General features: G+C 34.1%; 29 protein-coding genes and 1 rRNA gene. All 30 read left to right on the forward strand.

Translation table 11 applies throughout. The features are described 5' to 3' along the window. Positions 1–8: 8 nt before the first annotated feature. The 30 genes from rrf to divIC all read left to right on the forward strand — a co-directional run bounded on the left by rrf (position 9) and on the right by divIC (position 26,736). Positions 9–123: ribosomal RNA gene (gene rrf, locus BB045_RS01355) — 5S ribosomal RNA — on the forward strand. Positions 124–281: 158 nt separating this feature from the next. Beyond that, the gene (locus BB045_RS12080; RefSeq protein WP_154391941.1) at positions 282–419 is read left to right on the forward strand and encodes a hypothetical protein; all 138 of its coding nucleotides are present in this window, start codon (positions 282–284) and stop codon (positions 417–419) included. Between the two features lie 93 nt (positions 420–512). Next, positions 513–1,046 carry a GNAT family N-acetyltransferase gene (locus BB045_RS01360; protein ID WP_070582028.1) on the forward strand — a complete coding sequence of 178 codons (534 nt, stop codon included), beginning with the start codon at positions 513–515 and terminating at the stop codon, positions 1,044–1,046. Between the two features lie 22 nt (positions 1,047–1,068). Further along, entirely contained in the window at positions 1,069–2,409 is a 1,341-nt protein-coding gene (locus tag BB045_RS01365) for an aminotransferase class I/II-fold pyridoxal phosphate-dependent enzyme (protein WP_075140417.1), read from the forward strand. Between the two features lies 1 nt (position 2,410). Further along, complete coding sequence (tmk, locus tag BB045_RS01370; protein WP_037552627.1) at positions 2,411–3,022, forward strand: dTMP kinase; 612 nt, start codon at positions 2,411–2,413, stop codon at positions 3,020–3,022. Positions 3,023–3,055: 33 nt separating this feature from the next. After that, complete coding sequence (locus BB045_RS01375) at positions 3,056–3,385, forward strand: cyclic-di-AMP receptor (protein WP_011276778.1); 330 nt, start codon at positions 3,056–3,058, stop codon at positions 3,383–3,385. 269 nt (positions 3,386–3,654) lie between these two features. Beyond that, complete coding sequence (locus BB045_RS01380) at positions 3,655–4,581, forward strand: DNA polymerase III subunit delta' C-terminal domain-containing protein (protein WP_075140418.1); 927 nt, start codon at positions 3,655–3,657, stop codon at positions 4,579–4,581. 1 nt (position 4,582) lies between these two features. Beyond that, a complete protein-coding gene (locus tag BB045_RS01385; protein WP_037552629.1) occupies positions 4,583–5,386 on the forward strand; it encodes a PSP1 domain-containing protein in 804 nt (267 codons plus the stop codon). Positions 5,387–5,401: 15 nt separating this feature from the next. Continuing rightward, the gene (yabA, locus tag BB045_RS01390) at positions 5,402–5,800 is read left to right on the forward strand and encodes a DNA replication initiation control protein YabA (RefSeq protein ID WP_053023635.1); all 399 of its coding nucleotides are present in this window, start codon (positions 5,402–5,404) and stop codon (positions 5,798–5,800) included. Positions 5,801–5,957: 157 nt separating this feature from the next. After that, positions 5,958–6,683, forward strand: coding sequence for a tRNA1(Val) (adenine(37)-N6)-methyltransferase (locus tag BB045_RS01395; RefSeq protein WP_070582032.1), 726 nt, complete (start codon positions 5,958–5,960; stop codon positions 6,681–6,683). Beyond that, positions 6,676–6,924, forward strand: coding sequence for a GIY-YIG nuclease family protein (locus BB045_RS01400; protein ID WP_037536987.1), 249 nt, complete (start codon positions 6,676–6,678; stop codon positions 6,922–6,924). Before BB045_RS01395 ends, BB045_RS01400 begins: the two co-directional genes overlap by 8 nt. Before the next feature lie 2 nt (positions 6,925–6,926). After that, complete coding sequence (rsmI, locus tag BB045_RS01405; protein ID WP_070631780.1) at positions 6,927–7,769, forward strand: 16S rRNA (cytidine(1402)-2'-O)-methyltransferase; 843 nt, start codon at positions 6,927–6,929, stop codon at positions 7,767–7,769. Positions 7,770–8,020: 251 nt separating this feature from the next. Continuing rightward, a complete protein-coding gene (metG, locus tag BB045_RS01410; RefSeq protein ID WP_075140419.1) occupies positions 8,021–10,000 on the forward strand; it encodes a methionine--tRNA ligase in 1,980 nt (659 codons plus the stop codon). A gap of 29 nt (positions 10,001–10,029) precedes the next feature. Further along, positions 10,030–10,800: a TatD family hydrolase gene (locus tag BB045_RS01415; RefSeq protein WP_037552637.1), complete on the forward strand. Its 771-nt coding sequence runs from the start codon at positions 10,030–10,032 to the stop codon at positions 10,798–10,800. Positions 10,801–10,943: 143 nt separating this feature from the next. Beyond that, the gene (gene rnmV / locus BB045_RS01420) at positions 10,944–11,492 is read left to right on the forward strand and encodes a ribonuclease M5 (protein ID WP_075140420.1); all 549 of its coding nucleotides are present in this window, start codon (positions 10,944–10,946) and stop codon (positions 11,490–11,492) included. Between the two features lie 3 nt (positions 11,493–11,495). Next, positions 11,496–12,386, forward strand: a complete 891-nt coding sequence (rsmA, locus tag BB045_RS01425) for a 16S rRNA (adenine(1518)-N(6)/adenine(1519)-N(6))-dimethyltransferase RsmA (RefSeq protein ID WP_037552638.1) — start codon at positions 11,496–11,498, stop codon at positions 12,384–12,386. 99 nt (positions 12,387–12,485) lie between these two features. Next, a complete protein-coding gene (veg, locus tag BB045_RS01430; protein ID WP_011276767.1) occupies positions 12,486–12,749 on the forward strand; it encodes a biofilm formation stimulator Veg in 264 nt (87 codons plus the stop codon). Positions 12,750–13,066: 317 nt separating this feature from the next. Then, positions 13,067–13,915 (forward strand): 4-(cytidine 5'-diphospho)-2-C-methyl-D-erythritol kinase, encoded by an 849-nt coding sequence (gene ispE, locus BB045_RS01435; protein WP_053015912.1) that lies wholly within the window; start codon positions 13,067–13,069, stop codon positions 13,913–13,915. A 15-nt stretch (positions 13,916–13,930) separates the two neighbouring features. Next, positions 13,931–14,755, forward strand: coding sequence for a pur operon repressor (purR, locus tag BB045_RS01440; protein ID WP_011276765.1), 825 nt, complete (start codon positions 13,931–13,933; stop codon positions 14,753–14,755). 17 nt (positions 14,756–14,772) lie between these two features. Continuing rightward, the gene (locus BB045_RS01445; RefSeq protein ID WP_075140421.1) at positions 14,773–15,153 is read left to right on the forward strand and encodes a RidA family protein; all 381 of its coding nucleotides are present in this window, start codon (positions 14,773–14,775) and stop codon (positions 15,151–15,153) included. A 67-nt stretch (positions 15,154–15,220) separates the two neighbouring features. Further along, positions 15,221–15,523: a septation regulator SpoVG gene (gene spoVG / locus BB045_RS01450; RefSeq protein WP_075140422.1), complete on the forward strand. Its 303-nt coding sequence runs from the start codon at positions 15,221–15,223 to the stop codon at positions 15,521–15,523. A 209-nt stretch (positions 15,524–15,732) separates the two neighbouring features. Further along, entirely contained in the window at positions 15,733–17,088 is a 1,356-nt protein-coding gene (glmU, locus tag BB045_RS01455) for a bifunctional UDP-N-acetylglucosamine diphosphorylase/glucosamine-1-phosphate N-acetyltransferase GlmU (protein WP_075140423.1), read from the forward strand. A 111-nt stretch (positions 17,089–17,199) separates the two neighbouring features. Next, the gene (locus BB045_RS01460) at positions 17,200–18,165 is read left to right on the forward strand and encodes a ribose-phosphate diphosphokinase (RefSeq protein ID WP_011276761.1); all 966 of its coding nucleotides are present in this window, start codon (positions 17,200–17,202) and stop codon (positions 18,163–18,165) included. A gap of 183 nt (positions 18,166–18,348) precedes the next feature. Beyond that, positions 18,349–19,014 carry a 50S ribosomal protein L25/general stress protein Ctc gene (locus BB045_RS01465; protein WP_011276760.1) on the forward strand — a complete coding sequence of 222 codons (666 nt, stop codon included), beginning with the start codon at positions 18,349–18,351 and terminating at the stop codon, positions 19,012–19,014. A 168-nt stretch (positions 19,015–19,182) separates the two neighbouring features. Further along, complete coding sequence (gene pth / locus BB045_RS01470; protein WP_011276759.1) at positions 19,183–19,755, forward strand: aminoacyl-tRNA hydrolase; 573 nt, start codon at positions 19,183–19,185, stop codon at positions 19,753–19,755. Then, positions 19,752–23,261, forward strand: a complete 3,510-nt coding sequence (gene mfd / locus BB045_RS01475) for a transcription-repair coupling factor (protein WP_075140424.1) — start codon at positions 19,752–19,754, stop codon at positions 23,259–23,261. Before pth ends, mfd begins: the two co-directional genes overlap by 4 nt. Before the next feature lie 64 nt (positions 23,262–23,325). Further along, the gene (locus BB045_RS01480; protein WP_075140427.1) at positions 23,326–24,858 is read left to right on the forward strand and encodes a polysaccharide biosynthesis protein; all 1,533 of its coding nucleotides are present in this window, start codon (positions 23,326–23,328) and stop codon (positions 24,856–24,858) included. Further along, positions 24,858–26,048: a MazG nucleotide pyrophosphohydrolase domain-containing protein gene (locus BB045_RS01485; protein WP_075140425.1), complete on the forward strand. Its 1,191-nt coding sequence runs from the start codon at positions 24,858–24,860 to the stop codon at positions 26,046–26,048. Before BB045_RS01480 ends, BB045_RS01485 begins: the two co-directional genes overlap by 1 nt. Continuing rightward, on the forward strand, positions 26,045–26,323 hold the full coding sequence (locus BB045_RS01490) for an RNA-binding S4 domain-containing protein (RefSeq protein WP_037537011.1): 279 nt from the start codon (positions 26,045–26,047) through the stop codon (positions 26,321–26,323). The genes BB045_RS01485 and BB045_RS01490 overlap by 4 nt, the downstream gene beginning before the upstream one ends. Positions 26,324–26,343: 20 nt before the next feature. Next, positions 26,344–26,736 carry a cell division protein DivIC gene (gene divIC / locus BB045_RS01495; RefSeq protein ID WP_037552540.1) on the forward strand — a complete coding sequence of 131 codons (393 nt, stop codon included), beginning with the start codon at positions 26,344–26,346 and terminating at the stop codon, positions 26,734–26,736. Positions 26,737–26,764: the final 28 nt, after the last annotated feature.

Raw genomic sequence — 26,764 nt, forward strand, 5'->3', positions numbered from 1 at the left:
TTCTCTTGTCTGGTGACAATGGCAAGGAGGTCACACCTGTTCCCATGCCGAACACAGAAGTTAAGCTCCTTAGCGCCGATGGTAGTTGGATTTACGTTCCGCTAGAGTAGGACGTTGCCAGGCAAATCGTATGGATGCGATGAGCCGATATCGAGACCGAAAGGTCTCTTTTTTTATGCATAAAAACAAAATCGAGGGTTTAATAAGATAACAACAAATAAAAGTGTAATAGCTTTACGAGGAGAAAGTGTTTGAAGCCGATGAATTGAGAAAATTGAGAAGTGAGTTTAGTTGAGCTAAAAGAACAAGCAATTTTAGAAAATGAGGAAGGAAGCGAGCGCTTGTCTCGAAGTAAAGTAAGTTTCTTAGCGCCGGTGGTAGCAGATTTACGTTCCGCTAGAGAAAGAGTTATACCTTAACGAATAGAAAGTTAAAGTATAGAAAGTTAAAGTATTGAGTTACTTTACTTAGTTAAATCGCTTGTCTACACTGTAATTAAAGGAGTGCTAAGAATGATAATTAGAGCTTTAGAAGAAACAGACTTACAATTTGTACATCATTTAAATAACGAATATACGATTATGTCTTATTGGTTTGAAGAACCGTATGAATCATTAAGTGAGTTAAAAACGTTATATCAAAAGCATATTTTAGATGAATCAGAGAGAAGATTCATTATTGAAGATGATCACACGTCTATCGGTGTTGTAGAATTAGTGGAAATTAACTTTGTACATAGAAATTGTGAAATTCAAATTATTATAGATTCACAATTTGGAAATAAAGGGTATGCTAAAAAAGCATTTAAAATGGCAGTTGATTACGCCTTTTTAGTCTTGAACCTGAATAAAGTTTATTTATATGTGGATGTGAATAATGAAAAAGCAGTGCACATATATAAAAAAGCAGGTTTCATTATAGAAGGTGAATTAAAAGAACATTTTTATACTCAAGGAAAGTATAAAGATTGTTATGTCATGGGACTATTGAAAGCAAAGTGGATTGAGCAACGCGATGGCAATGATGATTTATCGCAAGTGCACTAAATAATTAGAAAGTGTGTATAATATGGAACTTCCAATTTTTCATAAATTATCTCAATTGGTAAATGAAAATGCTATTTCTTTACATGTACCTGGTCACAAAAATGGAACAATCGGTAATGTAAAAAATTTGGACTTTGAGATGGATATGACTGAAATTACGGGACTTGATGATTTGCATCACCCAGAAGATATCATATTAAAAAGTATGCAACATATTCATAAGCAACCGGATTATGACGCATATTTCTTAATTAACGGAACAACCTCAGGAATTTTATCAGTGATACAGTCATTTTCAAAATTAAAAGGGAATTATTTGATTAGTCGTAATGTTCACAAATCAGTCTTTCATGGATTGGACATTGTACAGCAACCTGCTGATATAATAGCAATGACTAAGAGTAATGATAGTAGTCAATATTTAGGTCCGGACACACAAAGTATGACATTTAATAATCAGAAGTTAGCTATTGTAACCTATCCAAACTATTATGGTGAATGCTTTGATATCAAAGCATTTGTAGATAGAGCACATTGTGAAGCGATACCAGTATTAGTTGATGAGGCACATGGTGCACATTTTAATTTAAAAAACTTTCCAAAATCTGCACTTGAAAGTGGCGCGGATTATGTTGTGCAGTCTTATCACAAGACATTGCCCGCACTCACGATGGGATCTATATTGTTTATTCATAAAGATGCGCCATTGAAAGATGAAATAGTGCGATATCTAGGATACTTTCAGACTTCTAGTCCTTCATATTTAGTGATGGCCAGTCTTGAGCTAGCACATCAATTTTATGTTGATTACGATAGTACGCTATTTTTTGAGAAAAGAAAGCAACTTATTGATACGCTAAATATGATTGGATTAACTACTATTTGTGTAAGTGATCCTTTAAAATTATTAATTCAGTATCAAGGGTATTCTGGATTTGAAATACAAACATGGTTTGAACAAATGGGTATATACATTGAATTAGCTGACGACAAGCAAGTTTTATTTGTATTGCCGTTATGGCATGAGGACGATAAGTATCCATTTGAAACACTATTAAACAAAATCACTAAAATCAATCTACCATGTCCTTTGTCAACTAAACAATCAACATCAATACATATACCGTTAGATGAAGGTACATACTTCCCACAAGATAGTGGTAACGTAACATGGGTTGATATTGATCAATCGATAGGTAAGATATTAGCAATGCACATCATACCATATCCGCCGGGTATCCCTGTTTATTTAAAAGGGGAAAGAATAACCCAAAATATGATAAAATTAATGCGAGAATATCTTCAAAAAGGCGATAGAGTTGAGGGTATAAAACAAGAAAAAATATTAGTTAAGGATGAATAAAATGTCGGCGTTTATAACATTCGAGGGTCCTGAAGGTTCAGGTAAGACAACTGTATTGCAACGTGTGTCTGAAAAGTTAGCTCAGGATTATCAGTTGATTGCTACTAGAGAACCTGGAGGAGTACCAACTGGTGAAGAAATACGTAAGGTAGTATTAGAAGGGGAAAATATGGACATACGTACAGAAGCAATGTTGTTTGCTGCTTCTAGAAGAGAACACCTAGTAGAAAAAGTTGTGCCCGCGTTAAATGATAATAAAATTGTCTTATGTGATAGATATATTGATAGTTCTCTTGCATATCAAGGTTATGCAAGGGGTATAGGTATTGAAGAAGTGAAGCAATTAAATGATTTTGCAATAAATGGTCTTTATCCAAATTTAACCATTTATTTAGATATTACGGCAGAAGTCGGTAGAGATAGAATACTTAAAAATCAACGAGATCAAAATCGGCTTGATAAAGAAGATATTGCATTTCACGAGAAGGTGATTGAAGGATATCGACAAATCATTCAAGAAACACCTCAGCGTTTTGCAGTGGTAGATGCGACACGTAATATTGATGATGTAGTCAATGAAACTTATGAGATAATCTTAAATTTTTTAAAATAATTATGATATAATAACAAGAAGAGGTGTTTTAAAATGAAAATGATTATAGCGATCGTTCAAGATCAGGATAGTCAAGAACTTTCAGACCAACTCGTGAAAAATAACTTTAGAGCTACAAAATTAGCAACTACTGGTGGATTTTTAAGAGCAGGTAACACTACTTTCTTATGTGGTGTAGATGATGACCGTGTAGATGATATTTTATCAGTCATTGATCATACTTGCGGTAATAGAGATCAACTTGTTTCACCAATGACACCAATGGGAGGTAGTGCAGATTCTTACATACCATATCCTGTTGAAGTGGAAGTAGGTGGCGCTACAGTATTTGTAATGCCAGTCGAATCATTCCATAGATTTTAACATTTAAAAGTAATGAATAATGAAATTAAGACACCTTAGATGAATAAACAATATTCGAGGTTGGGACATATGGCTTATGCTCTGGAACACTGATAGACGGTGTTTGAAGACAGATTTAGCAAACTTTTTTGCAACATGTTAAGTTGTAGAGAAACTCGATTCGACAAAATTTGAAATATAATTTTGCTAATCGGTAAGTTTGCATAAATTCTAAATGCTTTGGTCCTAACCTCTTTTATATTATAAAGTTGAATAAGGAGTAAGCAAGCATGGATGAACAACAAAAATTAGCGAATGCGTATCATTCAAATAAACTATCGCATGCCTACCTTTTTGAAGGTGATGATGCACAATCAATGAAGCATGTAGCGATGGAATTTGCAAAACTTATTCTATGTAATGGGAATCAGCAATGTGAAATGAAAGTTGAAACCTTCAACCAACCAGACTTCATGTATGTATCTTCTGAAGAAAATTCAATTAAGAAAGAGCAAATTGAGCAATTGGTACATCGTATGAATCAACTTCCTATTGAAGGAACACATAAAGTTTATATCATTGAAGATTTTGAAAAGCTTACTGTTCAAGGGGAAAATAGTATATTAAAGTTTTTAGAAGAACCACCTGAGAATACGATAGCCATTTTGTTATCAACTAAGCCAGAACAAATCTTAGATACAATTCATTCACGTTGTCAGCATGTTTATTTTAAACCAAGTGATAAACAAGACTTTATAGATAGATTAGTTGATGAAGATATTAATAGAGCTGTAGCTGAAATGCTAAGCACCTATACTACGCAACTAGAAACTGCAATAGATTTAAATGAAGAACATGATTTAGTTACACTTAGGAAAGTGATTTTACATTGGTGTGACTTATTATTAACGAATAGACCTATGGCATTAATTGGAATAATAGATTTAAAAAAAAATGCGAAAAATCGTAAGTTACAATTACTAACGCTAGCAGCCGTTAACGCGTTTTTTGAGGATATTATGCATGCCAAAATAGGAATTGAACGAGATTTTATATACACAGATTTAAAAGGTAATATAGAAAAATATGCGAATCAGTTATCGCTAAACCAAGTTATAACAATGTACGACCAAATTACAGAAGCGCACAAAAAATTAATGCAAAATGTTAATCCGACGCTTGTATTTGAACAAATAGTAATCAAAGGTGTGAGTTAGAATGCCAAATATCGTAGGTGTACAATTTCAGAAAGCAGGGAAATTGGAATATTATGCGCCTAATGATTTAGACGTAAATGTAGATGATTGGGTTGTTGTCGAATCTAAACGAGGCATTGAAATTGGAAGTGTAAAGTTTCCACCTAAAGATGTTGAAGATGGTGATGTCACATTACCTTTAAAAGAAATTATACGCGTTGCTACAGAGCAAGATATCGAAACGTATTATCAAAATGATGAAGATGCCACTAATGCATTACAATTATGTAAAGACTTAGTTAAAGAACAGCAACTGGATATGCGATTAGTTAATTGTGAATATACATTAGATAAATCAAAAGTAATTTTTAATTTTACAGCAGATGATCGTATTGATTTTCGTAAACTCGTAAAACATTTAGCACAAAATTTAAAGACACGTATCGAATTAAGACAAATCGGTGTTCGAGATGAAGCCAAATTACTAGGTGGTATCGGTCCATGTGGTCGTTCACTATGTTGTGCCACATTTTTAGGGGATTTTGAACCGGTTTCAATTAAAATGGCTAAAGATCAAAATCTGTCATTAAATCCTACTAAAATTTCTGGTGCTTGTGGTCGATTGATGTGTTGTTTAAAATATGAAAATGATTTTTATGAAGAGGCAAGAGCACAGTTGCCTGATTTAGGGGATAAAATTGTGACACCTGAAGGCAAAGGACAAGTCATTGGGTTGAATATTCTAGATATTTCAATGCAAGTTAAAATCGATGGTTTAGAACAGCCGTTAGAATATAAAATGGAAGAATTAGAAGCTTTTAATTAAGGAGGCACGTTACTTTTGAATCGCAATGACTTATTTGAAAAAATTGTAAAACTTGAAAGTAATGTTAATCAATTAAATCAGGAAATGAGTGAACTGAAAGCATTATCTATCCAACTTATTGAAGAAAATGTTGCCTTACAAGTTGAAAATGATAATTTAAAATCATTGATGGCTAAGAGTGAACAAGATGTTGAAGATGTCAAAGTTACCAATCGTATTGAAAAAGACAACAAGCCAATGAGTAAGGAAAGAGATAATAAAAGTTCAATTAAACATGTTAAGAAACCATTGCCAAGTAAGGATAACTTAGCAGTATTATATAGCGAAGGATTCCATATTTGTAATGGAGAATTATTTGGTAAACATCGATATGGTGAGGATTGTTTACTATGTATGAATGTATTAAATAGTTAGACCATTGGTCAGTTGATATTGCCAGTGGATTGACAGTACGTCGCAAATGTAAAGTGAAATTGATTAAAGCGTACGCTAATGATTAGGGATGGATTTCAACACTTTGAAATATAACGATGTGTTGTAAAGACATCTCTTTTTTAGGAGAAAAAAGATTATGTTAAAAGCTAATGAGCGTATTGATGACTTATTTAAAGAAAATTTGAAAATTATACAAAATGACGATGTTTTTTCATTTTCAACAGATGCTTTATTGTTAGGGCATTTTACCGAAGTGAGGAAGAATGACAAAATATTAGACCTTTGCGCGGGAAATGGTGTGATTGCACTCTTGTTATCAGCTAAAGGATCGCAAACAATTGAGAGTATCGAGATACAAGAACAATTGGCTGATATGGCTCGTCGTAGCTTCGAATATAACGATTTAACGAATCGATTATTAATGCATCACATGGATTTAAAAGATGTGTACCAAAACTTTAAACCATCTCAATATACGTTAGTCACGTGTAATCCTCCTTATTTTAAAAGCAATCAACGTCATCAACATCAAAAAGAGGCGCATAAGATTGCGAGACATGAGATTATGTGTACATTAGAGGATTGTATGTTGGCAGCGCGTCATTTATTAAAGCAAGGTGGTCGACTTATGATGGTTCATCGAGCTGAAAGGTTAATGGATGTCTTAACTGAGATGCGCAAAGCCACTATTGAACCGAAACGAGTGGTTTTTATTTATAGTAAAATTGATAAATCGGCTGTTACGATTGTAGTAGAGGGACGCAAAAACGGTAACCAGGGATTAACCATTGCACCACCATTTTACATCTATAACAATCAGGGTGACTACACTGATGAAATGAAAGAGGTGTATTATGGCTAAACATTATGTCTATATAGTTAAATGCAAAGATAATTCATTATATACGGGTTATACTACCAATGTAGAGGCACGTATTGCGACGCATAATGCAGGAAAAGGGGCTAAATATACTAAAACAAGACGTCCGGTAGTGTTAGTTTATCAAGAAATGTTTAGTTCAAAATCAGAAGCAATGCGAAGAGAGTATGAAATTAAAACATATAGCAGACAACAAAAATTAAAAATGATTGAGGAGCGTTAAATATGGCGACATTATATTTAGTGGGAACGCCTATAGGAAATCTAGGTGATATTACATTTCGTGCAATTGAAACTTTAAATAATGCTGATTTTATAGCTTGTGAAGATACACGAGTGACCAAAAAGCTTTGCAATCATTATGATATTCAAACACCTCTCAAATCATATCATGAACATAATAAGTCGCAGCAAACTGAGTATTTAATTGACTTGTTAAATGAAGGTTACAATATCGCTTTAGTGTCAGATGCAGGTTTACCTTTAATAAGCGATCCGGGTTATGAGTTGGTCGTTGCAGCCCACAGTTATGACATTCATGTAGAAACCGTGCCTGGTCCTAATGCAGGTTTAACTGCACTAATGGCAAGTGGCCTACCATCCTATACGTATACATTTTTAGGCTTTTTACCTAGAAAAGAAAAAGACAAAGTAGCAGTATTACAGGAACGAATGTTTCAAGATAGCACATTAATTATTTATGAGTCACCATTCCGTGTTGTTGAAACGTTAAAAGCCATTTCTAAAGTTGATGATACTAGACGTGTTGCAGTCGGTCGTGAATTAACTAAAAAGTTTGAACAAATTGTGATGCAAGAAGTTGGGCACTTAATAAATGCATTTCAAAACGATGAAATTATGCAAAAAGGTGAATTTGTAATCTTGATTGAGGGCGCTAAGCCTCTTGAAACTGAACAATGGTTTCAATCACTTACCATTTCAGAGCATGTCGAACACTATATATCAGAACAAAATATTAAACCTAAAAAGGCGATTAAGTTAGTCGCAGAAGATCGTCATATGAAGACTGGAGAAGTTTATGACATATATCATGATGTCAATCAATGATGTGGCAATGAAACGTTGATTAATTAAAAATTTTTCTGGGAAAATGGGCAATGAAAATCTTATGAAATACCCCATAAATTAATGAATTTATGGTAATGTTAATAGGATACGACATTAGAAAATTGATATGAGTTATAATAAGAAATAACTTAATATAAAAGGATATCGTGATGCGTTTAAGTATCAAAATCCATAATGAACAAAATAACACGTATATATTATTATTTTGTAAACGATGAGGAGGACTATTGATGGCGAAAGAAACATTTTATATTACAACCCCAATTTATTATCCGAGTGGTAATTTACATATCGGCCATGCATATTCAACAGTAGCTGGTGATGTAATTTCACGTTATAAACGTATGCAAGGCTATGATGTTCGTTACTTAACTGGTACAGATGAACATGGCCAAAAAATTCAAGAAAAAGCTCAAAAAGTAGGTAAAACTGAATTAGAATATTTAGATGAAATGATCAGTGGTATTAAAAGTCTTTGGAGTAAGTTAGAAATCTCTAATGATGACTTTATTCGTACTACAGAAGATCGTCATAAACAAGTAGTAGAAAAAGTTTTTGAGCGTCTTTTAAAACAAGGTGATATTTACCTTGGTGAGTATGAAGGGTGGTATTCGGTACCAGATGAAACATATTACACTGAATCGCAATTAGTAGATCCAATATATGAAAATGGCAAAATTGTTGGCGGAAAAAGTCCAGATTCAGGTCATGAAGTTGAGTTAGTTAAAGAGGAAAGCTATTTCTTTAATATTAATAAATACACAGATAGATTATTAGAATTTTATGATGCTAATCCAGATTTCATTCAACCGCCTTCAAGAAAAAATGAAATGATTAACAACTTTATTAAACCTGGTTTAGAAGATTTAGCTGTTTCACGTACATCATTTGACTGGGGCGTCAGAGTGCCATCCAATCCTAAACACGTTGTATACGTATGGATTGATGCATTAGTAAACTATATTTCTGCATTAGGATACTTATCAGATGATGATGAATTATTCAAGAAATATTGGCCAGCAGATGTGCATTTAATGGCTAAAGAAATTGTACGTTTCCACTCAATTATTTGGCCAATTTTATTAATGGCGTTAGACTTACCGCTTCCTAAAAAAGTATTTGCACATGGTTGGATTCTGATGAAAGACGGTAAAATGAGTAAATCTAAAGGTAATGTGGTAGATCCTAACGTATTAATTGACCGCTATGGTCTTGATGCAACACGCTATTATTTAATGCGCGAACTACCATTTGGCTCTGATGGAGTATTCACTCCTGAAGCTTTTGTAGAGCGCACTAACTATGATTTAGCAAATGACTTAGGTAACTTAGTAAATCGTACAATCTCTATGATTAATAAGTATTTCCAAGGTGAACTGCCTGCATATGAAGGTCCTAAACATGAACTAGACGAAGATATGGAAGCATTAGCACATGAAACTGTGAAACATTTCAATGAAAGTATGGAAAGTTTCCAATTCTCTGTAGCTTTATCTACTGTATGGAAGTTTATTAGTCGTACAAATAAATATATCGATGAGACTACACCATGGGTATTAGCTAAGGATGATAGTCAAAAAGATATGCTTGGTAATGTCATGGCACATTTAGTTGAAAATATTCGATATGCTGCAGTATTACTACGTCCATTCTTAACACATGCGCCTAAAGAAATTTTCAAACAACTGAATATTAATGAACCTGAATTATTTGAATTAGAAAGTCTTGAACAATATGGTGCATTAAAACAACCGATTATGGTAACTGAGAAGCCAACACCAATCTTCCCACGTTTAGACACTGAAGCGGAAATTGCATATATTAAAGAATCAATGCAACCTCCAAAGTCTGAAGAATCTAAAGATGAAGTGGAAGAGCCAAGTAAAGCGCAAATTGATATTAAAGATTTTGATAAAGTTGAAATTAAAGCAGCAACAATTACTGATGCTGAAAACGTTCCAAAGTCTGATAAATTGTTAAAAATTCAAACTGACTTAGGTTCAGAGCAACGTCAAATTGTTTCTGGAATCGCTAAGTTTTATCGTCCAGAAGATATTATCGGAAAAAAAGTTGCAGTGGTCACTAACTTAAAACCTGCTAAATTAATGGGTCAAAAGTCAGAAGGCATGATTTTATCAGCTGAAAAAGATGGTGTCTTAACATTAGTTAGTTTACCAAGTGCAATTCCAAATGGTGCAGTTATTAAATAGTAATAAATTGTAAAATTAGGAGAGATAAAATGTTAATCGATACACATGTCCATTTAAATGATGAACAATATGCGGAAGATTTAACTGAAGTCATTTCTCGTGCGAGAGAAGCAGGCGTTGATCGCATGTTTGTCGTTGGTTTTGATACACCGACAATCGAACGTGCTATGGAACTGATTGATCAATATGATTTTATTTATGGAATTATAGGTTGGCATCCTGTTGATGCGATTGATTTTACAGATGAACGTTTACAATGGATTGAAGAGTTATCAAAGCATCCTAAAGTTATTGGTATTGGAGAAATGGGCTTAGATTATCATTGGGATAAATCTCCAGCTGAAGTTCAAAAAGACGTATTTAGAAAGCAAATTACTCTTGCTAAAAGAGTGGGCTTGCCTATCATTATTCATAATCGCGAAGCTACGCAAGATTGTGTAGATATCTTAATGGAAGAACATGCTGAAGAAGTAGGCGGAATTATGCATAGTTTCAGTGGTTCTCCTGAAATTGCAGATGTAGTTATTAATAAGCTGAACTTCCATATTTCTTTAGGTGGTCCAGTTACATTTAAGAATGCTAAGCAACCTAAAGAAGTCGCAAAACATGTACCTATGGATAGATTGTTAGTTGAAACAGATGCGCCTTATCTTTCACCTCACCCATATAGAGGTAAACGTAATGAACCAGAACGTGTGACTTTAGTTGCTGAACAAATTGCAGAATTACGTGGTATGTCATATGAAGATGTATGTCATCAAACTACGGAAAATGCTGAACGTTTATTTAAATTAAAATAATAATATATGTCTGAGAAAGATGTTAAACCGTGTCTGTCATGGTATGATTTTATAAACATGACACACGACATCTTTCTCATTTTTTATGTGATAAGTAGTTATAATATATGTGAAATGAATTTGAAAGGTAAGGATTTTTTATTATGAAAATCAATGAATTTATCGTAGTAGAAGGTAGAGATGACACAGAACGAGTAAAGTCGGCTGTTGAATGTGATACGATTGAAACAAATGGGAGTGCTATCAATAAAGAGATTTTAGCAGTCATCCAAAATGCACAAGAAACAAGAGGTGTTATCGTATTAACTGATCCTGACTTTCCCGGTGATAAAATACGTCACACGATTACAGAACACGTTTCAGGTGTTAAACATGCATACTTAGATAGAGAAAAGGCTAAAAATAAACGTGGTAAAATCGGTGTTGAACATGCGCATCCAAAAGATATTAGAGACGCATTAATGCACGTCAGTTCTCCTTTTGAAGAAGCGGAAGAATCAATCGACAAAAGTGTTCTCATAGACTTAGGATTAATAATTGGTAAAGACGCACGTCGTAAAAGAGAAATACTAGGTCGTAAATTACACATCGGACATTCAAATGGCAAGCAACTGCTTAAGAAACTCAATGCATTTGGTTATACTGAATCAGATGTGCGCGAAGCGTTATCTATGGAAAAGGAGAGTGAATAAAAGGTGGAGAGAAAAGATATTGCGACACCTTCAAGAACTAAGGCATTGTTAGATCAGTTTGGATTTAACTTTAAAAAAAGTTTAGGACAAAATTTCTTAGTAGATGTGAATATCATTCATAAAATTATAGATGCAAGTGAAATTGACGACAACACAGGTATTATTGAAGTTGGTCCCGGTATGGGTTCTTTAACAGAGCAATTAGCTAAAAGAGCTAAAAAGGTGATGTCATTTGAAATTGATCAACGACTTATACCTGTACTAAAAGAAACGCTAGCGCCATATGACAACGTTACGATAATTAACGAAGATATATTGAAAGCAGACATTGGTAAGGCGGTTAAAACGTATTTGAATGATTGTGACAAAATCATGGTCGTAGCTAATTTACCATATTATATTACAACACCAATTTTATTGAATTTAATGCAACAAGATATTCCGATTGATGGTTATGTTGTTATGATGCAAAAAGAGGTTGGTGAACGTTTAAATGCCCAAGTAGGAACAAAGGCTTATGGTTCATTATCTATTGTTACACAATACTATACAGAAACAAGTAAAGTGTTAACGGTTCCTAAAACAGTTTTCATGCCACCACCTAATGTAGATTCTATTGTTGTTAAATTAATGCAAAGAGAGACGCCACTCGTCAGCGTGGATGACGAAGAAACTTTCTTTAAATTAGCTAAAGCAGCTTTTGCGCAAAGACGTAAAACAATTTACAACAATTATCAGAATTTCTTTAAAGATGGAAAAAAGCATAAAGAAAGTATATTAAAATGGCTTGAACAAACAGGTATTGATCCTAAAAGACGTGGGGAAACACTATCAATACAAGATTTTGCACGATTGTATGAAGAAAAGAAAAATTTCCCAGAATTAGAAAATTAAATTGTTGACAAAGCGCTACTACATTGATAAAATTTAAATTTTATTTGACATAACCTTGCGAAATATGGTATTATGTAACTTGTAGCGAGGTGGAGCAATATGCCAAAATCAATTTTGGACATCAAAAATTCTATTGATTGTCATTTAGGAAATCGTATTGTACTAAAAGCCAACGGTGGTCGTAAAAAAACAATCGAACGTTGCGGTGTTTTAAAAGAAACGTATCCTTCAGTATTCGTTGTTGAATTAGACCAAGATAAGCATAATTTTGAAAGAGTTTCGTATACATATACGGATGTTCTTACAGAGAACGTACAAGTTTCATTTGAAGAAGATAATCATCAAGAAGTAGTTGCACACTAATTTAGACATAAATATAGAGTGGTTTAGTGTATTACAACTCTATAAATTAAAATGTATTGGGTGTTGGGCTTATTAAGTTCAACACTCTTTTTTTGTAGAAGATTAAGATATGCGTCGAACGTGAGACAGTGAATGCTTCTATCTCACTTCCAATCATTTTACTTAAAAATAATATAATTTCATTAGAAAACGTATATTAGTAGATTAAATTGATTGTTTTATTAAGATTTTACATAAATTTGTCATGTATCTATCAAATATTTTAAGTCTTTATGTTAAAATCATCTTATTACTATAGATGAAGAGAGGGCGGAAAAATGATATATGAAACGGCACCAGCCAAGATAAATTTGACGCTCGATACACTTTTCAAAAGAGATGATGGATATCATGAAATTGCAATGATTATGACGACAGTTGATCTGAACGATCGATTATCTTTCCAAAAAAGAAAAGATAAAAAAATCGTTGTTGATATTGAACATAACTATGTTCCAAATGATCATAAAAATTTGGCTTATCGTGCAGCACAATTGATGTTGGAAACCTATGATTTAAATGAAGGTGTCACCATTACTATAGATAAAGATATCCCCGTTTCTGCCGGTTTAGCAGGAGGATCAGCTGATGCAGCTGCTACGTTGCGTGGTATTAATCGTCTGTTTAATTTGGATAAATCTTTGCATGAACTAAGTGATTTGGGAATACAAATTGGAACAGACATTCCGTTTTGCATCTATAACAGAACTGCTGTATGCAAAGGTAGAGGTGAAAAGATACGCTTTTTAAAAAAGCCACCTTCAGCTTGGGTAGTTTTAGCGAAACCTAATTTAGGTATATCATCCGCGGATGTATTCAAGGCGTTAGATTTGGATGATGCACATCATGTAGATACAGAAATGTGCGAGAAGGCGATTGTTGAAGGTGATTATAAACAGTTATGTGAAAGCTTATCGAATCGTCTAGAACCAGTATCAATGTCAATGCATCCTGAAATTGAAAAAATAAAAAATAATATGTTGCAATGTGGTGCAGATGGCGCATTAATGAGTGGTAGTGGTCCAACCGTATATGGGCTTGCTCAAAAAGAAAGCCAAGCGAAAAAGATATATAATGCTGTTAATGGCTGCTGTAATGAAGTGTATTTAGTAAGATTATTAGGATAGAAGGGTGAACAACAAATGAGGTATAAAAGAAGTGAACGTATCGTCTTTATGACACAGTATTTAATGAATCATCCAAATCAGTTAATACCTTTAACTTTTTTTGTGAAAAAATTTAAACAAGCGAAGTCTTCAATTAGTGAAGATGTTCAAATTATTAAGAATACTTTCCAAAAAGAAAAACTAGGTACAGTTATTACGACTGCAGGTGCTAGTGGTGGTGTAACTTACAAACCAATGATGAGTAAAGAAGAGGCTTCGGAAATTGTTGAAGAAGTTATTGAACTACTTCAAGAAAAAGAACGATTATTACCTGGTGGATATCTTTTCTTATCAGATTTAGTAGGTAACCCTTCTTTACTTAATAAAGTTGGTAAATTAATTGCTAGCATTTATATGGAAGAAGATCTTGATGCGGTTGTAACAATCGCTACAAAAGGGATATCGCTTGCTAATGCGGTAGCTAACGTATTAAATTTACCTGTAGTAGTAATTAGAAAAGACAATAAAGTTACTGAGGGATCTACTGTATCGATTAACTACGTGTCTGGCTCTTCACGTAAGATCGAAACAATGGTGCTTTCTAAACGTACATTAGCTGAAAATTCTAATGTACTTGTCGTGGATGATTTTATGAGAGCAGGAGGTTCAATCAACGGTGTCATGAATCTTATGAATGAGTTTAAGGCACAAGTTAAAGGGGTATCTGTACTTGTAGAGTCAAAAGAAGTTAAACAAAGATTGATTGAGGATTATACTTCTTTAGTTAAATTATCTGATGTTGATGAATACAATCAGGAATTTAAAGTAGAACCTGGCAATAGTTTGTCTAAATTTTCTTAAAAGGAGTTTATTACATCATGAAAACAATTAACACTAAAAAAGCACCAGAAGCTTTAGGACCATACTCACACGCTATGGTTGTGAATAATTTAGTATTCACATCTGGACAAATCCCATTAGATACTGAAGGGAATATTGTCAGTGATGATGTGAAAGAGCAAACAAAACAAGTGCTAGACAATTTGTCTCTCGTACTTGAAGAAGCTGGTTCGGATTTAAACTCAGTTGTGAAAGCAACCATTTTTATCTCCGACATGAATGAATTTCAACAAATAAATGAAGTCTATGGTAGTTATTTCAGTGAACATCAACCAGCGCGTAGTTGTGTTGAAGTTGCAAGACTACCTAAAGACGTTAAAGTTGAAATTGAAGTTGTAGGTAAAGTAAAAGGAATATAATTTCCTTGATTAAAGAATTGTCAAGCTTCTAACAAACAAAGATATATATACTAGGGGGGCTCACTACATGAAAGTGACAGATGTTAGACTTAGAAAAATAGAAACAGATGGCAGAATGAAAGCACTTGTTTCAATTACATTAGACGAAGCTTTTGTAATTCACGATTTACGTGTAATTGAAGGGAACTCAGGTCTTTTCGTTGCTATGCTAAGTAAACGTACACCAGATGGTGAATTCCGTGATATCGCGCATCCAATCAACTCTGATATGAGACAAGAAATTCAAGATGCCGTTATGAAAGTATATGACGAAACAGATGAAGTTATTCCAGATAAAAATGCTTCATCAGAAGATTCAGACGAAGCTTAAATAAATCATACATTATGGCAGGTTCAGCATTTAAATTTGTTGAACCTGCTTTTTAAATATCAAGTGCGGTATAAAGCGTTTTACTAGTGAATACATATTTTGAAAAATTTAAATAGACTAAATTATAAAACCTTCTAAATCTTGAAACTCGAACTTGAGTTAAATTATAATAAATTAGAAGTGTAAAATTTATTGGAGGGTTACCACTCATGCAAAGAAATGCAGTAATATTAGCAGCTGGAAAAGGTACTAGAATGAAATCAAATAAATATAAAGTGCTACATAAAGTTGCTGGAAAATCAATGGTAGAACATGTGTTAACAAATGTTAAGAATGCTGGTGTTAACCAAATCGTGACAATTGTAGGTCATGGTGCTGAAGACGTTAAAGAAACATTGGGGAACCAATCGTTATATAGCTATCAAAAAGAACAATTAGGAACAGCACATGCTGTAAAGATGGCTAACGAACATTTGAAAGAAGTGGAAGGTACAACTTTAGTTGTTTGTGGAGACACACCGCTCATTACAGCTCATACGTTACAAAAGTTAATTGAGCATCATGAAAGTACTCATGCGCAAGCGACAGTATTATCAGCAACTGCTCAGATTCCGTTTGGTTATGGGCGAATTGTTCGCGATGAACAACGTAGACTACAACGTATTGTTGAAGAAAAAGACGCGTCAGAAGCACAAAAAGCATTAACGGAAATTAGTTCTGGAATTTTTGCGTTCGATAATCGAGTTCTTTTCTCTAAATTAGAAGAAGTTAAAAATGATAATGCTCAAGGTGAATACTACTTGCCAGATGTGATCAGCTTAATCTTAGCTGATAATGGCGTCGCTGAAGTTTATCACACAGACGATTTTAATGAGATTATGGGTGTAAATGATCGTGTCATGTTAAGTAATGCGGAAAAGGCGTTGCAACAACGTATTAACATTGAGCATATGAGAAATGGTGTAACTATTATCGACCCTACAACTACATTTATTGGACCAGATGTCAAAATAGGTAGGGATACAATTATTGAACCTGGTGTACGTATTAATGGTGAAACAGAAATAGGAGAAGAAGCTGTCATCGGTCAATACTCTGAAATCAACAATAGTCATATTGGCTCAAAAGTTGACATTAAACAATCAGTTATTAATGATTCAATCGTTGGTGATAAAACAAAAGTTGGACCATTCGCGCAACTAAGACCTGGTTCAAACTTAGGTTCAGATGTAAAAGTGGGTAACTTTGTCGAAGTGAAAAAAGCAGATCTTAAAGATGGGGCTAAAGTATCTCACTTAAGTTATATTGGAGATGCTGAAATCGGTGAACGTACAAACATTGGTTGTGGTTCAATCACAGTAAATTATGATGGTGTTAATAAATTTAAAACGGTTGTAGGTAAAGATGCATTTATTGGATGTAATACTAACTTAGTGGCACCTGTAACTGTTGGTGACGGTGTGTTAATCGCTGCAGGTTCAACAATTACCGACAACGTCCCTAATGAAAGTTTAGCCCTTGCGCGTGCCCGTCAAATCACAAAAGAAGGATATCTCAAAAAATAATTTTTTGATAAAATTTGGTATCTCTTTTCCACAATTTTTTGTTGAACATAGTAAAAGCGATTAATTTTTTATATAATGAAAGTGTCTAAGTTAAAAATTGGAGGACTATAAATGTTAAATAATGAATACAAAAATTCATCTTTAAAGATTTTCTCTTTAAAAGGAAATGAGCCATTAGCACAAGAGGTAGCTGATCGAGTAGGGATTGAATTAGGGAAATGTTCTGTTAAACGCTTTAGCGATGGAGAAATTCAAATCAATATTGAAGAAAGTATTCGTGGATGTGATGTTTTCATTATCCAACCAACTTCAAATCCGGTTAATTTACACTTGATGGAGTTATTGATCATGATTGATGCTTGTAAGCGTGCATCAGCAGCTAATATCAATATTGTGGTTCCATATTATGGCTATGCACGTCAAGATAGAAAAGCACGTAGCCGTGAACCTATTACAGCTAAGTTAGTAGCTAACTTAATTGAAACAGCTGGTGCTAATCGCATGATTGCATTAGATTTACATGCACCACAAATTCAAGGATTCTTTGATATTCCAATTGACCATTTAATGGGTGTACCAATCATTGGTCAACATTTTGAGAATGACCCTAACATTGACCCAGAAGAATGTGTCGTAGTATCACCGGACCACGGTGGCGTTACACGCGCACGTAAACTTGCTGACATTTTAAAAACTCCGATTGCAATTATTGATAAACGACGTCCTAAACCAAACGTAGCAGAAGTAATGAATATTGTTGGTGAAATTGAAGGACGCACTGCGATTATTATTGATGACATTATCGATACAGCAGGAACAATCACTTTAGCTGCACAAGCTTTAAAAGATAAAGGTGCTAAAGATGTGTATGCTTGTTGTACACACCCAGTTTTATCAGGTCCTGCTAAGGAGCGTATCGAGAATTCAGCAATTAAAGAATTAATCGTTACAAATTCAATCTTATTAGATGACACACGTAAACCGTCAAACACTAAAGAATTATCAGTAGCTGGATTACTTGCTCAAGCAATTATACGAGTATATGAACGTGAATCAGTAAGTGTATTATTTGACTAAAGTTTACAATTGCGTTTGACTTATACATTTCAACCGTGTATAATACATTCGTTCGTGGTTTTACGAACTAATAAACACTTGCAAGCAACTTATAAAGTTGATGGGTAAGTGAAGGGAAGTCCAGAACTTTATATTCTCACGATAATAAGTATCTAGACTTGAAAATGAAAGGTGGAAATACGAATGGCTTCATTAAAGTCAATCATCCGTCAAGGTAAACAAACACGTTCTGACCTTAAAAAATTACGTAATACAGGTAAAGTACCTGCAGTAGTTTATGGTTATGGTACTAAAAATACTTCAGTTAAAGTTGATGAAGTTGAATTCATCAAAGTTATCCGTGAAGTAGGACGTAACGGTGTTATCGATTTAGGCGTTGGTTCTAAATCAATCAAAGTTATGGTGTCAGATTATCAATTTGACCCACTTAAAAACCAAATTACACACATCGACTTCTTAGCAATCAACATGACTGAAGAACGTACTGTTGATGTACCAGTTCATTTAGTAGGTGAAGCTGCTGGTGCTAAAGAAGGTGGCGTAGTTGAACAACCATTATTCGACTTACAAGTTACAGCAACTCCAGAAAATATCCCTGAATCAATTGAAGTTGACATTACTGAATTAGAAGTTAATGACAGCTACTCAGTTTCAGATATTAAAGTTTCTGGCGATTTCACAATTGAAAACGACCCAGAAGAATCTGTTGTAACAGTAGTTCCTCCAACTGATGAACCTACTGAAGAAGAAGTTGAAGCTATGGAAGGTGAAGCAGCAACTGAAGAACCTGAAGTAGTTGGTGAAGAAAAAGAAGAAGATAGCGAAGAAGAAAATAAAGACGAAGAATAATTCGTTGATTGTTATCTTTATGGGAGTGGAACATGAATTCTTAATGAATTCTGTTCTACTCCCTTTTTGTGTTATTATAGGGAATGTTATAAAATAATGAATAATTGATATATGCACAATTCTATTCAGTTAGTCGTTATAAATGAATCACAATGGAGGTAACATCGTATGAAATGTATTGTGGGTCTTGGGAATATAGGCAAGCGATTTGAGTTAACAAGACACAATATCGGTTTTGAAGTCATTGATTACATTTTGAAGAAACATAATTTCTCATTAGATAAACAAAAATTTAAAGGTGCTTATACTATTGAACGTTTAAATGGTGACAAGGTTCTATTTATTGAACCAATGACTATGATGAATCTGTCTGGTGAAGCAGTAGGGCCATTAATGGATTACTATAATGTTGAAGTGGAAGATTTAATCGTCTTGTATGATGATTTAGATTTATCTCAAGGTCAAATCCGCTTGCGCCAAAAAGGTAGTGCTGGAGGACATAATGGTATGAAGTCTATCATTAAACATTTAGGTACAGATCAATTTAAACGAATTCGTATTGGCGTAGGGAGACCAACGAATGGTATGTCAGTACCTGATTATGTATTACAGAAATTTTCAAAAGAAGAGATGATTACTATGGATAAAGTGATTGAACATTCAGCACATGCTGTGGAAGCTTTTATTGAAAGTTCACGCTTCGACCATGTAATGAATCAATATAATGGAGAAGTCAATTGAGATCTATCATTTCAGACTATATTCAAAATGATAAACGTTTCCAGGAACTCAATGATGTATTCGGTCATCAAAACATTCTTGTAACTGGTCTCTCTCCCTCTGCGAAAGCTACGATTATCGCTGAAAAGTATCTAAAAGATCAAAAACAAATGTTGTTAATCACTAACAACTTATATCAAGCAGATAAATTAGAAACTGATATTTTACAATATGTCGATCATTCTGAAGTTTATAAATATCCTGTACAAGATATTATGACTGAAGAATTTTCAACGCAAAGCCCTCAACTTATGAGTGAACGTGTAAGAACACTGACTGCATTAGCTCATAATAAGAAAGGGTTATTTATCGTTCCTTTGAACGGATTGAAAAAGTGGCTCACACCGTTTGAACTTTGGAAAGATCATCAAATTACACTTAGAGTAGGCGAGGATATAGATGTCGATGAATTCTTAAATAAATTAGTGAATATGGGATATCGTCGCGAGAGTGTTGTATCACATATCGGCGAGTTCTCATTGCGTGGAGGTATTATCGATATTCACCCTCTCATAGGTCAACCTGTTCGAATAGAATTGTTTGATACAGAAGTTGATTCAATTCGTGACTTTGATGTTGAGACGCAACGTTCAAATGACAATATTGAAGAAGTTTCAATCACAACAGCAAGTGATTACATTATTACAGATGATGTCATTCAACATTTACAATCAGAATTGAAAACCGCTTATGAAACAACACGACCAAAAATTGACAAGTCTGTTCGTAATGATTTGAAAGAGACATATGAAAGTTTTAAGTTATTTGAAACAACGTTTTTTGATCATCAATTATTACGTCGCTTGGTGGCATTTATGTACGAGCAACCTTCAACGCTTATTGACTATTTTGCAAAAGACGCCATCATTGTAGCTGACGAATATAACCGTATTAAAGAAACTGAAAAGACGCTAACAACTGAAGTGGACGATTTCATTCAGAACTTAATAGAAAGTGGAAACGGATTTATCGGTCAATCATTTATGCAATTTGATGGTTTTGAGTCGTTATTGAAGGATTATCCAGTGACGTACTTCACTTTGTTTACGTCCACTATGCCTGTTCAGTTACAACATATTATTAAGTTTTCTTGTAAACCAGTACAACAGTTTTATGGGCAATACGATATTATGCGTTCTGAATTCCAACGCTATGTACACAACGACTATCATATCGTGGTGTTAGTAGAAACTGAAACGAAAGTTGAACGAATTCAATCGATGTTGAATGAGATGCATATACCAACTGTTACTAATGTTCACAATGACATTAAATCTGGCCAAGTCGTTGTTACAGAGGGTAGTCTTTCAGAAGGTTTCGAATTACCTTATATGCAACTTGTTGTTATAACTGAGAGAGAATTGTTCAAAACAAAACAAAAGAAACAGCGTAAACGTACTAAAACTTTATCTAATGCTGAAAAAATCAAGTCATATCAAGACCTTAATGTTGGTGACTACGTCGTACATGTACATCATGGGGTAGGGCGTTATCTTGGTGTTGAAACTTTAGAAGTTGGAGATGTTCACCGAGATTATATTAAATTGCAATATAAAGGCACAGACCAACTCTTTGTACCAGTCGATCAAATGGATCAAGTTCAAAAATATGTTGCTTCAGAAGATAAGTCGCCTAAATTAAATAAACTTGGTGGCTCAGAATGGAAGAAAACAAAAGCTAAAGTTCAACAAAGTGTCGAAGATATTGCTGATGAATTAATCGCATTATATAAAGAACGTGAAATGTCGGTAGGTTATCAATACGGTGAAGATACCGCTGAGCAAAGTGCATTTGAAATGGACTTCCCATATGAATTAACGCCTGACCAAGCGAAATCGATAGACGAAATTAAAGGTGATATGGAACGCGAGCGACCAATGGATCGTCTATTATGTGGTGACGTAGGTTATGGTAAAACAGAAGTTGCTGTTAGAGCAGCTTTTAAAGCAGTAATGGAAGGGAAACAAGTTGCATTTCTTGTACCTACAACGATTTTAGCGCAACAACATTATGAAACGTTAATTGAACGAATGCAGGATTTTCCGGTACAAATTGAATTGATTAGTCGATTCCGTTCAACTAAAGAAGTCAAAGAAACTAAAGAAGGTCTTAAATCAGGATACGTTGATATTGTTGTTGGAACACATAAATTGTTAGGCAAAGATATTCATTATAAAGATTTAGGATTATTAATAGTCGATGAAGAACAACGTTTTGGTGTACGTCATAAAGAACGTATTAAGACAATGAAGACGAATGTAGACGTACTGACGTTAACTGCAACGCCTATTCCTAGAACATTACACATGAGTATGCTAGGTGTACGGGATTTATCAGTCATTGAGACACCTCCAGAAAATCGCTTCCCTGTACAAACTTATGTGTTAGAACAAAATAATAATTTTATTAAAGAAGCTTTAGAACGAGAATTATCACGTGATGGACAGGTATTCTATTTATACAACAGAGTTCAATCCATTTATGAAAAACGTGAACAATTACAGATGTTAATGCCGGATGCTAATATTGCCGTTGCACATGGTCAGATGACAGAACGTGATCTTGAAGAAACAATGCTAAGCTTTATTAATGGCGAATTTGATATTTTAGTGACTACAACGATTATTGAGACAGGTGTAGATGTACCTAATGCGAATACTCTAATCATTGAAGAAGCAGATCGCTTTGGATTAAGCCAATTGTATCAATTGCGCGGTCGTGTAGGACGCTCAAGTCGAATTGGCTATGCATACTTCTTACATTCTGCGAATAAAGTGCTAACTGAAACTGCAGAAGAAAGATTACAAGCTATTAAAGAATTTACTGAATTGGGTTCAGGATTCAAAATTGCCATGCGTGATTTAAATATTCGTGGTGCCGGAAACTTACTAGGTAAACAACAACACGGCTTTATTGATTCGGTTGGCTTTGACTTGTATTCACAAATGTTAGAAGAAGCGGTTAATGAAAAACGTGGTATTAAAGAAGAAGAACCAGATGCACCAGAAGTAGAAATGGAACTCAACTTAGATGCCTATTTACCTGCAGAATACATTCAAAATGAGCAAGCAAAAATTGAAATTTATAAAAAACTACGTAAAGTCGAAACAGAAGAACAATTATTTGATATTAAAGATGAATTGATAGATCGATTCAATGATTATCCAGTTGAAGTTGAACGTTTACTTGAAATGGTTGAAATTAAAATACATGCGCTACATGCAGGGATAACTTTAATTAAAGATAAAGGTAAGCAAATTGAAGTGTCATTATCAGCGAAAGCAACAGGACAAATGAACGGTGAAGAACTGTTTAAACAAACACAACCCTTAGGACGTGCAATGAAACTAGGTGTTAAAGAAAATCGCATGCATGTAACACTTACCAAGTCTAAGCAATGGTTAGATAACTTGAAATTCCTTGTGAGATGTCTTGAAGGAAGTATGGTTATTGAAGATGAAAACTAAAAGCATATCAGAATCTAAATCTACACAATTGTTATCATCTAAGAGTTCAAACGAGTTCAAATACATTGAACCCTCTAACCACACAGCGTTCAATGGCGTTGTGATTCTAACCCTTGCACTCATCATAGTTAAAATTTTAAGTGCAATTTACAGAGTGCCTTACCAAAATGTTCTCGGAGATACTGGGTTGTATGCTTATCAACAAATATATCCAATTGTGGCGCTAGGGATGATTTTATCTATGAATGCTATTCCAAGTGCGGTAACGCAAACGCTGGGTATTAATGGACAACCGTCTTCGTTTTCAAAAGTGCTAATACGATTTCAAACGTTAGGCATAGTAATATTTTTAATGCTCTTATTATTAGCGCACCCAGTGGCTATATTGATGGGAGATTCAAGACTTGCACCTATGATACGAATGGCAAGTTTGAGTTATTTATTTATTGGTATATTAGGTGTGTGTCGTGGTTATTACCAAAGTCAAAGACGTATGAATATACCCGCTATTTCCCAGGTTATTGAACAAATCATTCGTGTTGGTCTCATCATTGTAGCCATTGGTTTATTTATGAGTAAAGATTGGTCAATATATCAAGCAGGAACGATTGCTATTTTAGCTTCTGCACTTGGTTTTTTAGGTTCAAGTCTCTTTTTAATAGTTATGAAACCTTTCTCTTTTAAGATGCAGAATTTATCAGCAAATATACCTTGGAAAGACTTACTTATGGCTACACTTGTATTTGCATTGAGCCAATTATTGGTCATATTATGGCAATTTATAGATAGCTTTACAATTGTTCATACACTACAATCACACGGCCTACATTTTAAAGAAGCAATCATGCAAAAAGGAATTTATGATCGTGGAGCTTCATTTATACAAATGGGTTTAATTGTTACGACAACTTTTAGTTTTGTGTTAATCCCACTTTTAACTGAAGCAATCGAACAACGAAATCAAATTAAAATGAATCTTTACGCTAATGCATCGCTTAAAATCACTATATTAATTAGTTCAGCAGCTGGTATAGGATTAATTAATTTATTACCTATGATGAATGCAGTCTTCTTTAAGACCAATAGTTTAGGTTTTACACTTGGATCCTATATGTTAACGGTTATCTGTGTATCGCTTATAATGATGTATATTGCATTATTACAAGTACTCAATTGCATTCGTCCAATATTGATTGGTGTAACTATTGGCTTAGTAGTGAAAGGGATACTTAACGCCCTATTGATTCATCATTATGGTATTGCTGGCGCTAGTATTAGCACTGTTTTGTCCCTTATTTGTTTTGTAATTATACTGCATAAAGAAGTTCTTAAGCAGTATCACTTTAGTCAAATGAAACCATTCATTTTGAAAATGTTTACTGCGCTTGTCATCATGACGATAATCATTCAAATTAGTATGCAGGTATTACCTCAAGCGGGACGTATAGTTGGACTTATAGAGTTAGTTGTTGTGGCAATCATAGGCATTGCCGTATTATTAATGTTAGTTATATATATGAACATCTTAGGTTATAGAGAATTAAAACATTTGCCATTTGGCGAAAAGCTTTATCATATAAAGAAAGGACGACATTAATGACACATACAATTACAATTGTTGGTTTAGGAAACTACGGTTTAGATGAGTTGCCACTTGGTATCTATCGTTTTTTAATACAACAACCGCTTGTTTATACTAGGACACTAGACCATCCTGTAATTAATCAATTACAAGATGAGCTTAAATTCGAAAGTTTTGATACTATTTATGAAAAGAATGAAGATTTCGATTCTGTGTATCAACAAATTGTTGATGTATTAATTGAAAAAGCGCAATCACAAGATGTTATCTATGCCGTACCTGGACATCCACGTGTAGCTGAAACAACGACGGCCAAGTTGTTAGACTACAATGACCATCATCAAGACGTGAATGTTAAAATGCTAGGTGGTAAAAGTTTTATAGATGATATTTTCGCAGCGATTAACCAAGATCCAAACGATGGTTTCACTTTGTTAGATGGTACGGCATTAACCGAACAGTTATTAAATGTGCGTACACATACACTTATTACTCAGGTATATAGTGCTATGGTTGCAGCAGATATTAAAATCACTTTGATGGAACATTATCCAGATGATTTTCCAGTCAAAGTAGTGACTGGCGCACATAGCACTGGCGCCTCTGTACTAGAGGTACCTTTATTTGAACTTGACCATCACGAAGACGCATTTAATAATTTAACAAGTGTCTACGTTCCTAAAGTGACAAATGATGAAGTATTATATCGAAACTTTGATTATGCAGTAGAGATTATAAATCGCTTAGTCGATGATGAAACTGGTTGCCCATGGGATCGTGTTCAAACTCATGCCTCCCTCAAACGCTATCTATTGGAAGAAAGCTTTGAATTATTCGAAGCAATTGATAATGAAGATGATTGGCACATGATAGAAGAATTAGGAGATATCTTTCTTCAAGTTCTCTTACATGCAAGTATTGGCAAAAAAGAAGGCTATATGGACATTCAAGAAATCATTGAAAGCTTAAGTGCTAAGATGATTCGTCGTCATCCACATATTTTTGGTGATGAAAAAGCGGCATCGATAGAAGAATTAAATGACATTTGGCAGACAGCTAAAAGTAAAGAAGGTAAAGCACCACGAGCTAAATTTGAGAAAGTGTTTGCAGACCACTTCATGGCATTGTATGATAAAACCAAAAATAAGGATTTTGATGAAGAAACCCTTAGAAACTTTTTGCAACAAGGGGAGAAAGATTTATGAGATTAGATAAATATTTAAAAGTATCGCGACTTGTTAAACGTCGTACTTTAGCGAAAGAGATAAGTGATCAAGGACGTATTACCGTTAATGGAAATGTAGCTAAAGCTGGAACAGATGTTAAGGTAGAAGATGAATTAGTTATTCGTTTCGGACAAAAGCTTGTTACAGTTAAAGTAACTGGTTTAAGTGAACATGCTTCTAAAGAAAACGCTAAAGGTATGTACGATTTAATTAAAGAAGAACGTATTAATCAGAACCAATTTGAAGAAGAATAGACTGAAGGAGGTGACAAGCAATGAGTAAAAAGGTAGAAGAAATAGGGAATCAGTATACCTCCGAAAAGAATCGAAAGAAGCAACGACAACAAAAGAAAATGCGCGTTGTTAGACGAAGAGTAACTGTATTCGGTGGGATATTATTAGCAATCATAATTATTCTATCCATCATGCTTGTCGTCCAAAAACAAAGCAATGATAAAGCAGCAGTTGAGCGTAAACATAAAGAGGAACAGTTTCAGAAAAAGCAAGACGAGGAAATCGCATTAAAAGAAGAACTTAGTAATTTAAATAATAAAGACTACATAGAGAAAGTAGCAAGAGACGATTATTACCTGAGCAATAAAGGTGAAGTTATTTTTAAATTGCCTAATAATGATGATTCTAAGTCTAAATCCTCTAATGACAACTGATAACATTAAGGATAATCGTTTTTCTTAA

The organism is Staphylococcus sp. MB377 (genome assembly GCF_001922505.1).
GTDB classification, from domain to species: domain Bacteria; phylum Bacillota; class Bacilli; order Staphylococcales; family Staphylococcaceae; genus Staphylococcus; species Staphylococcus haemolyticus.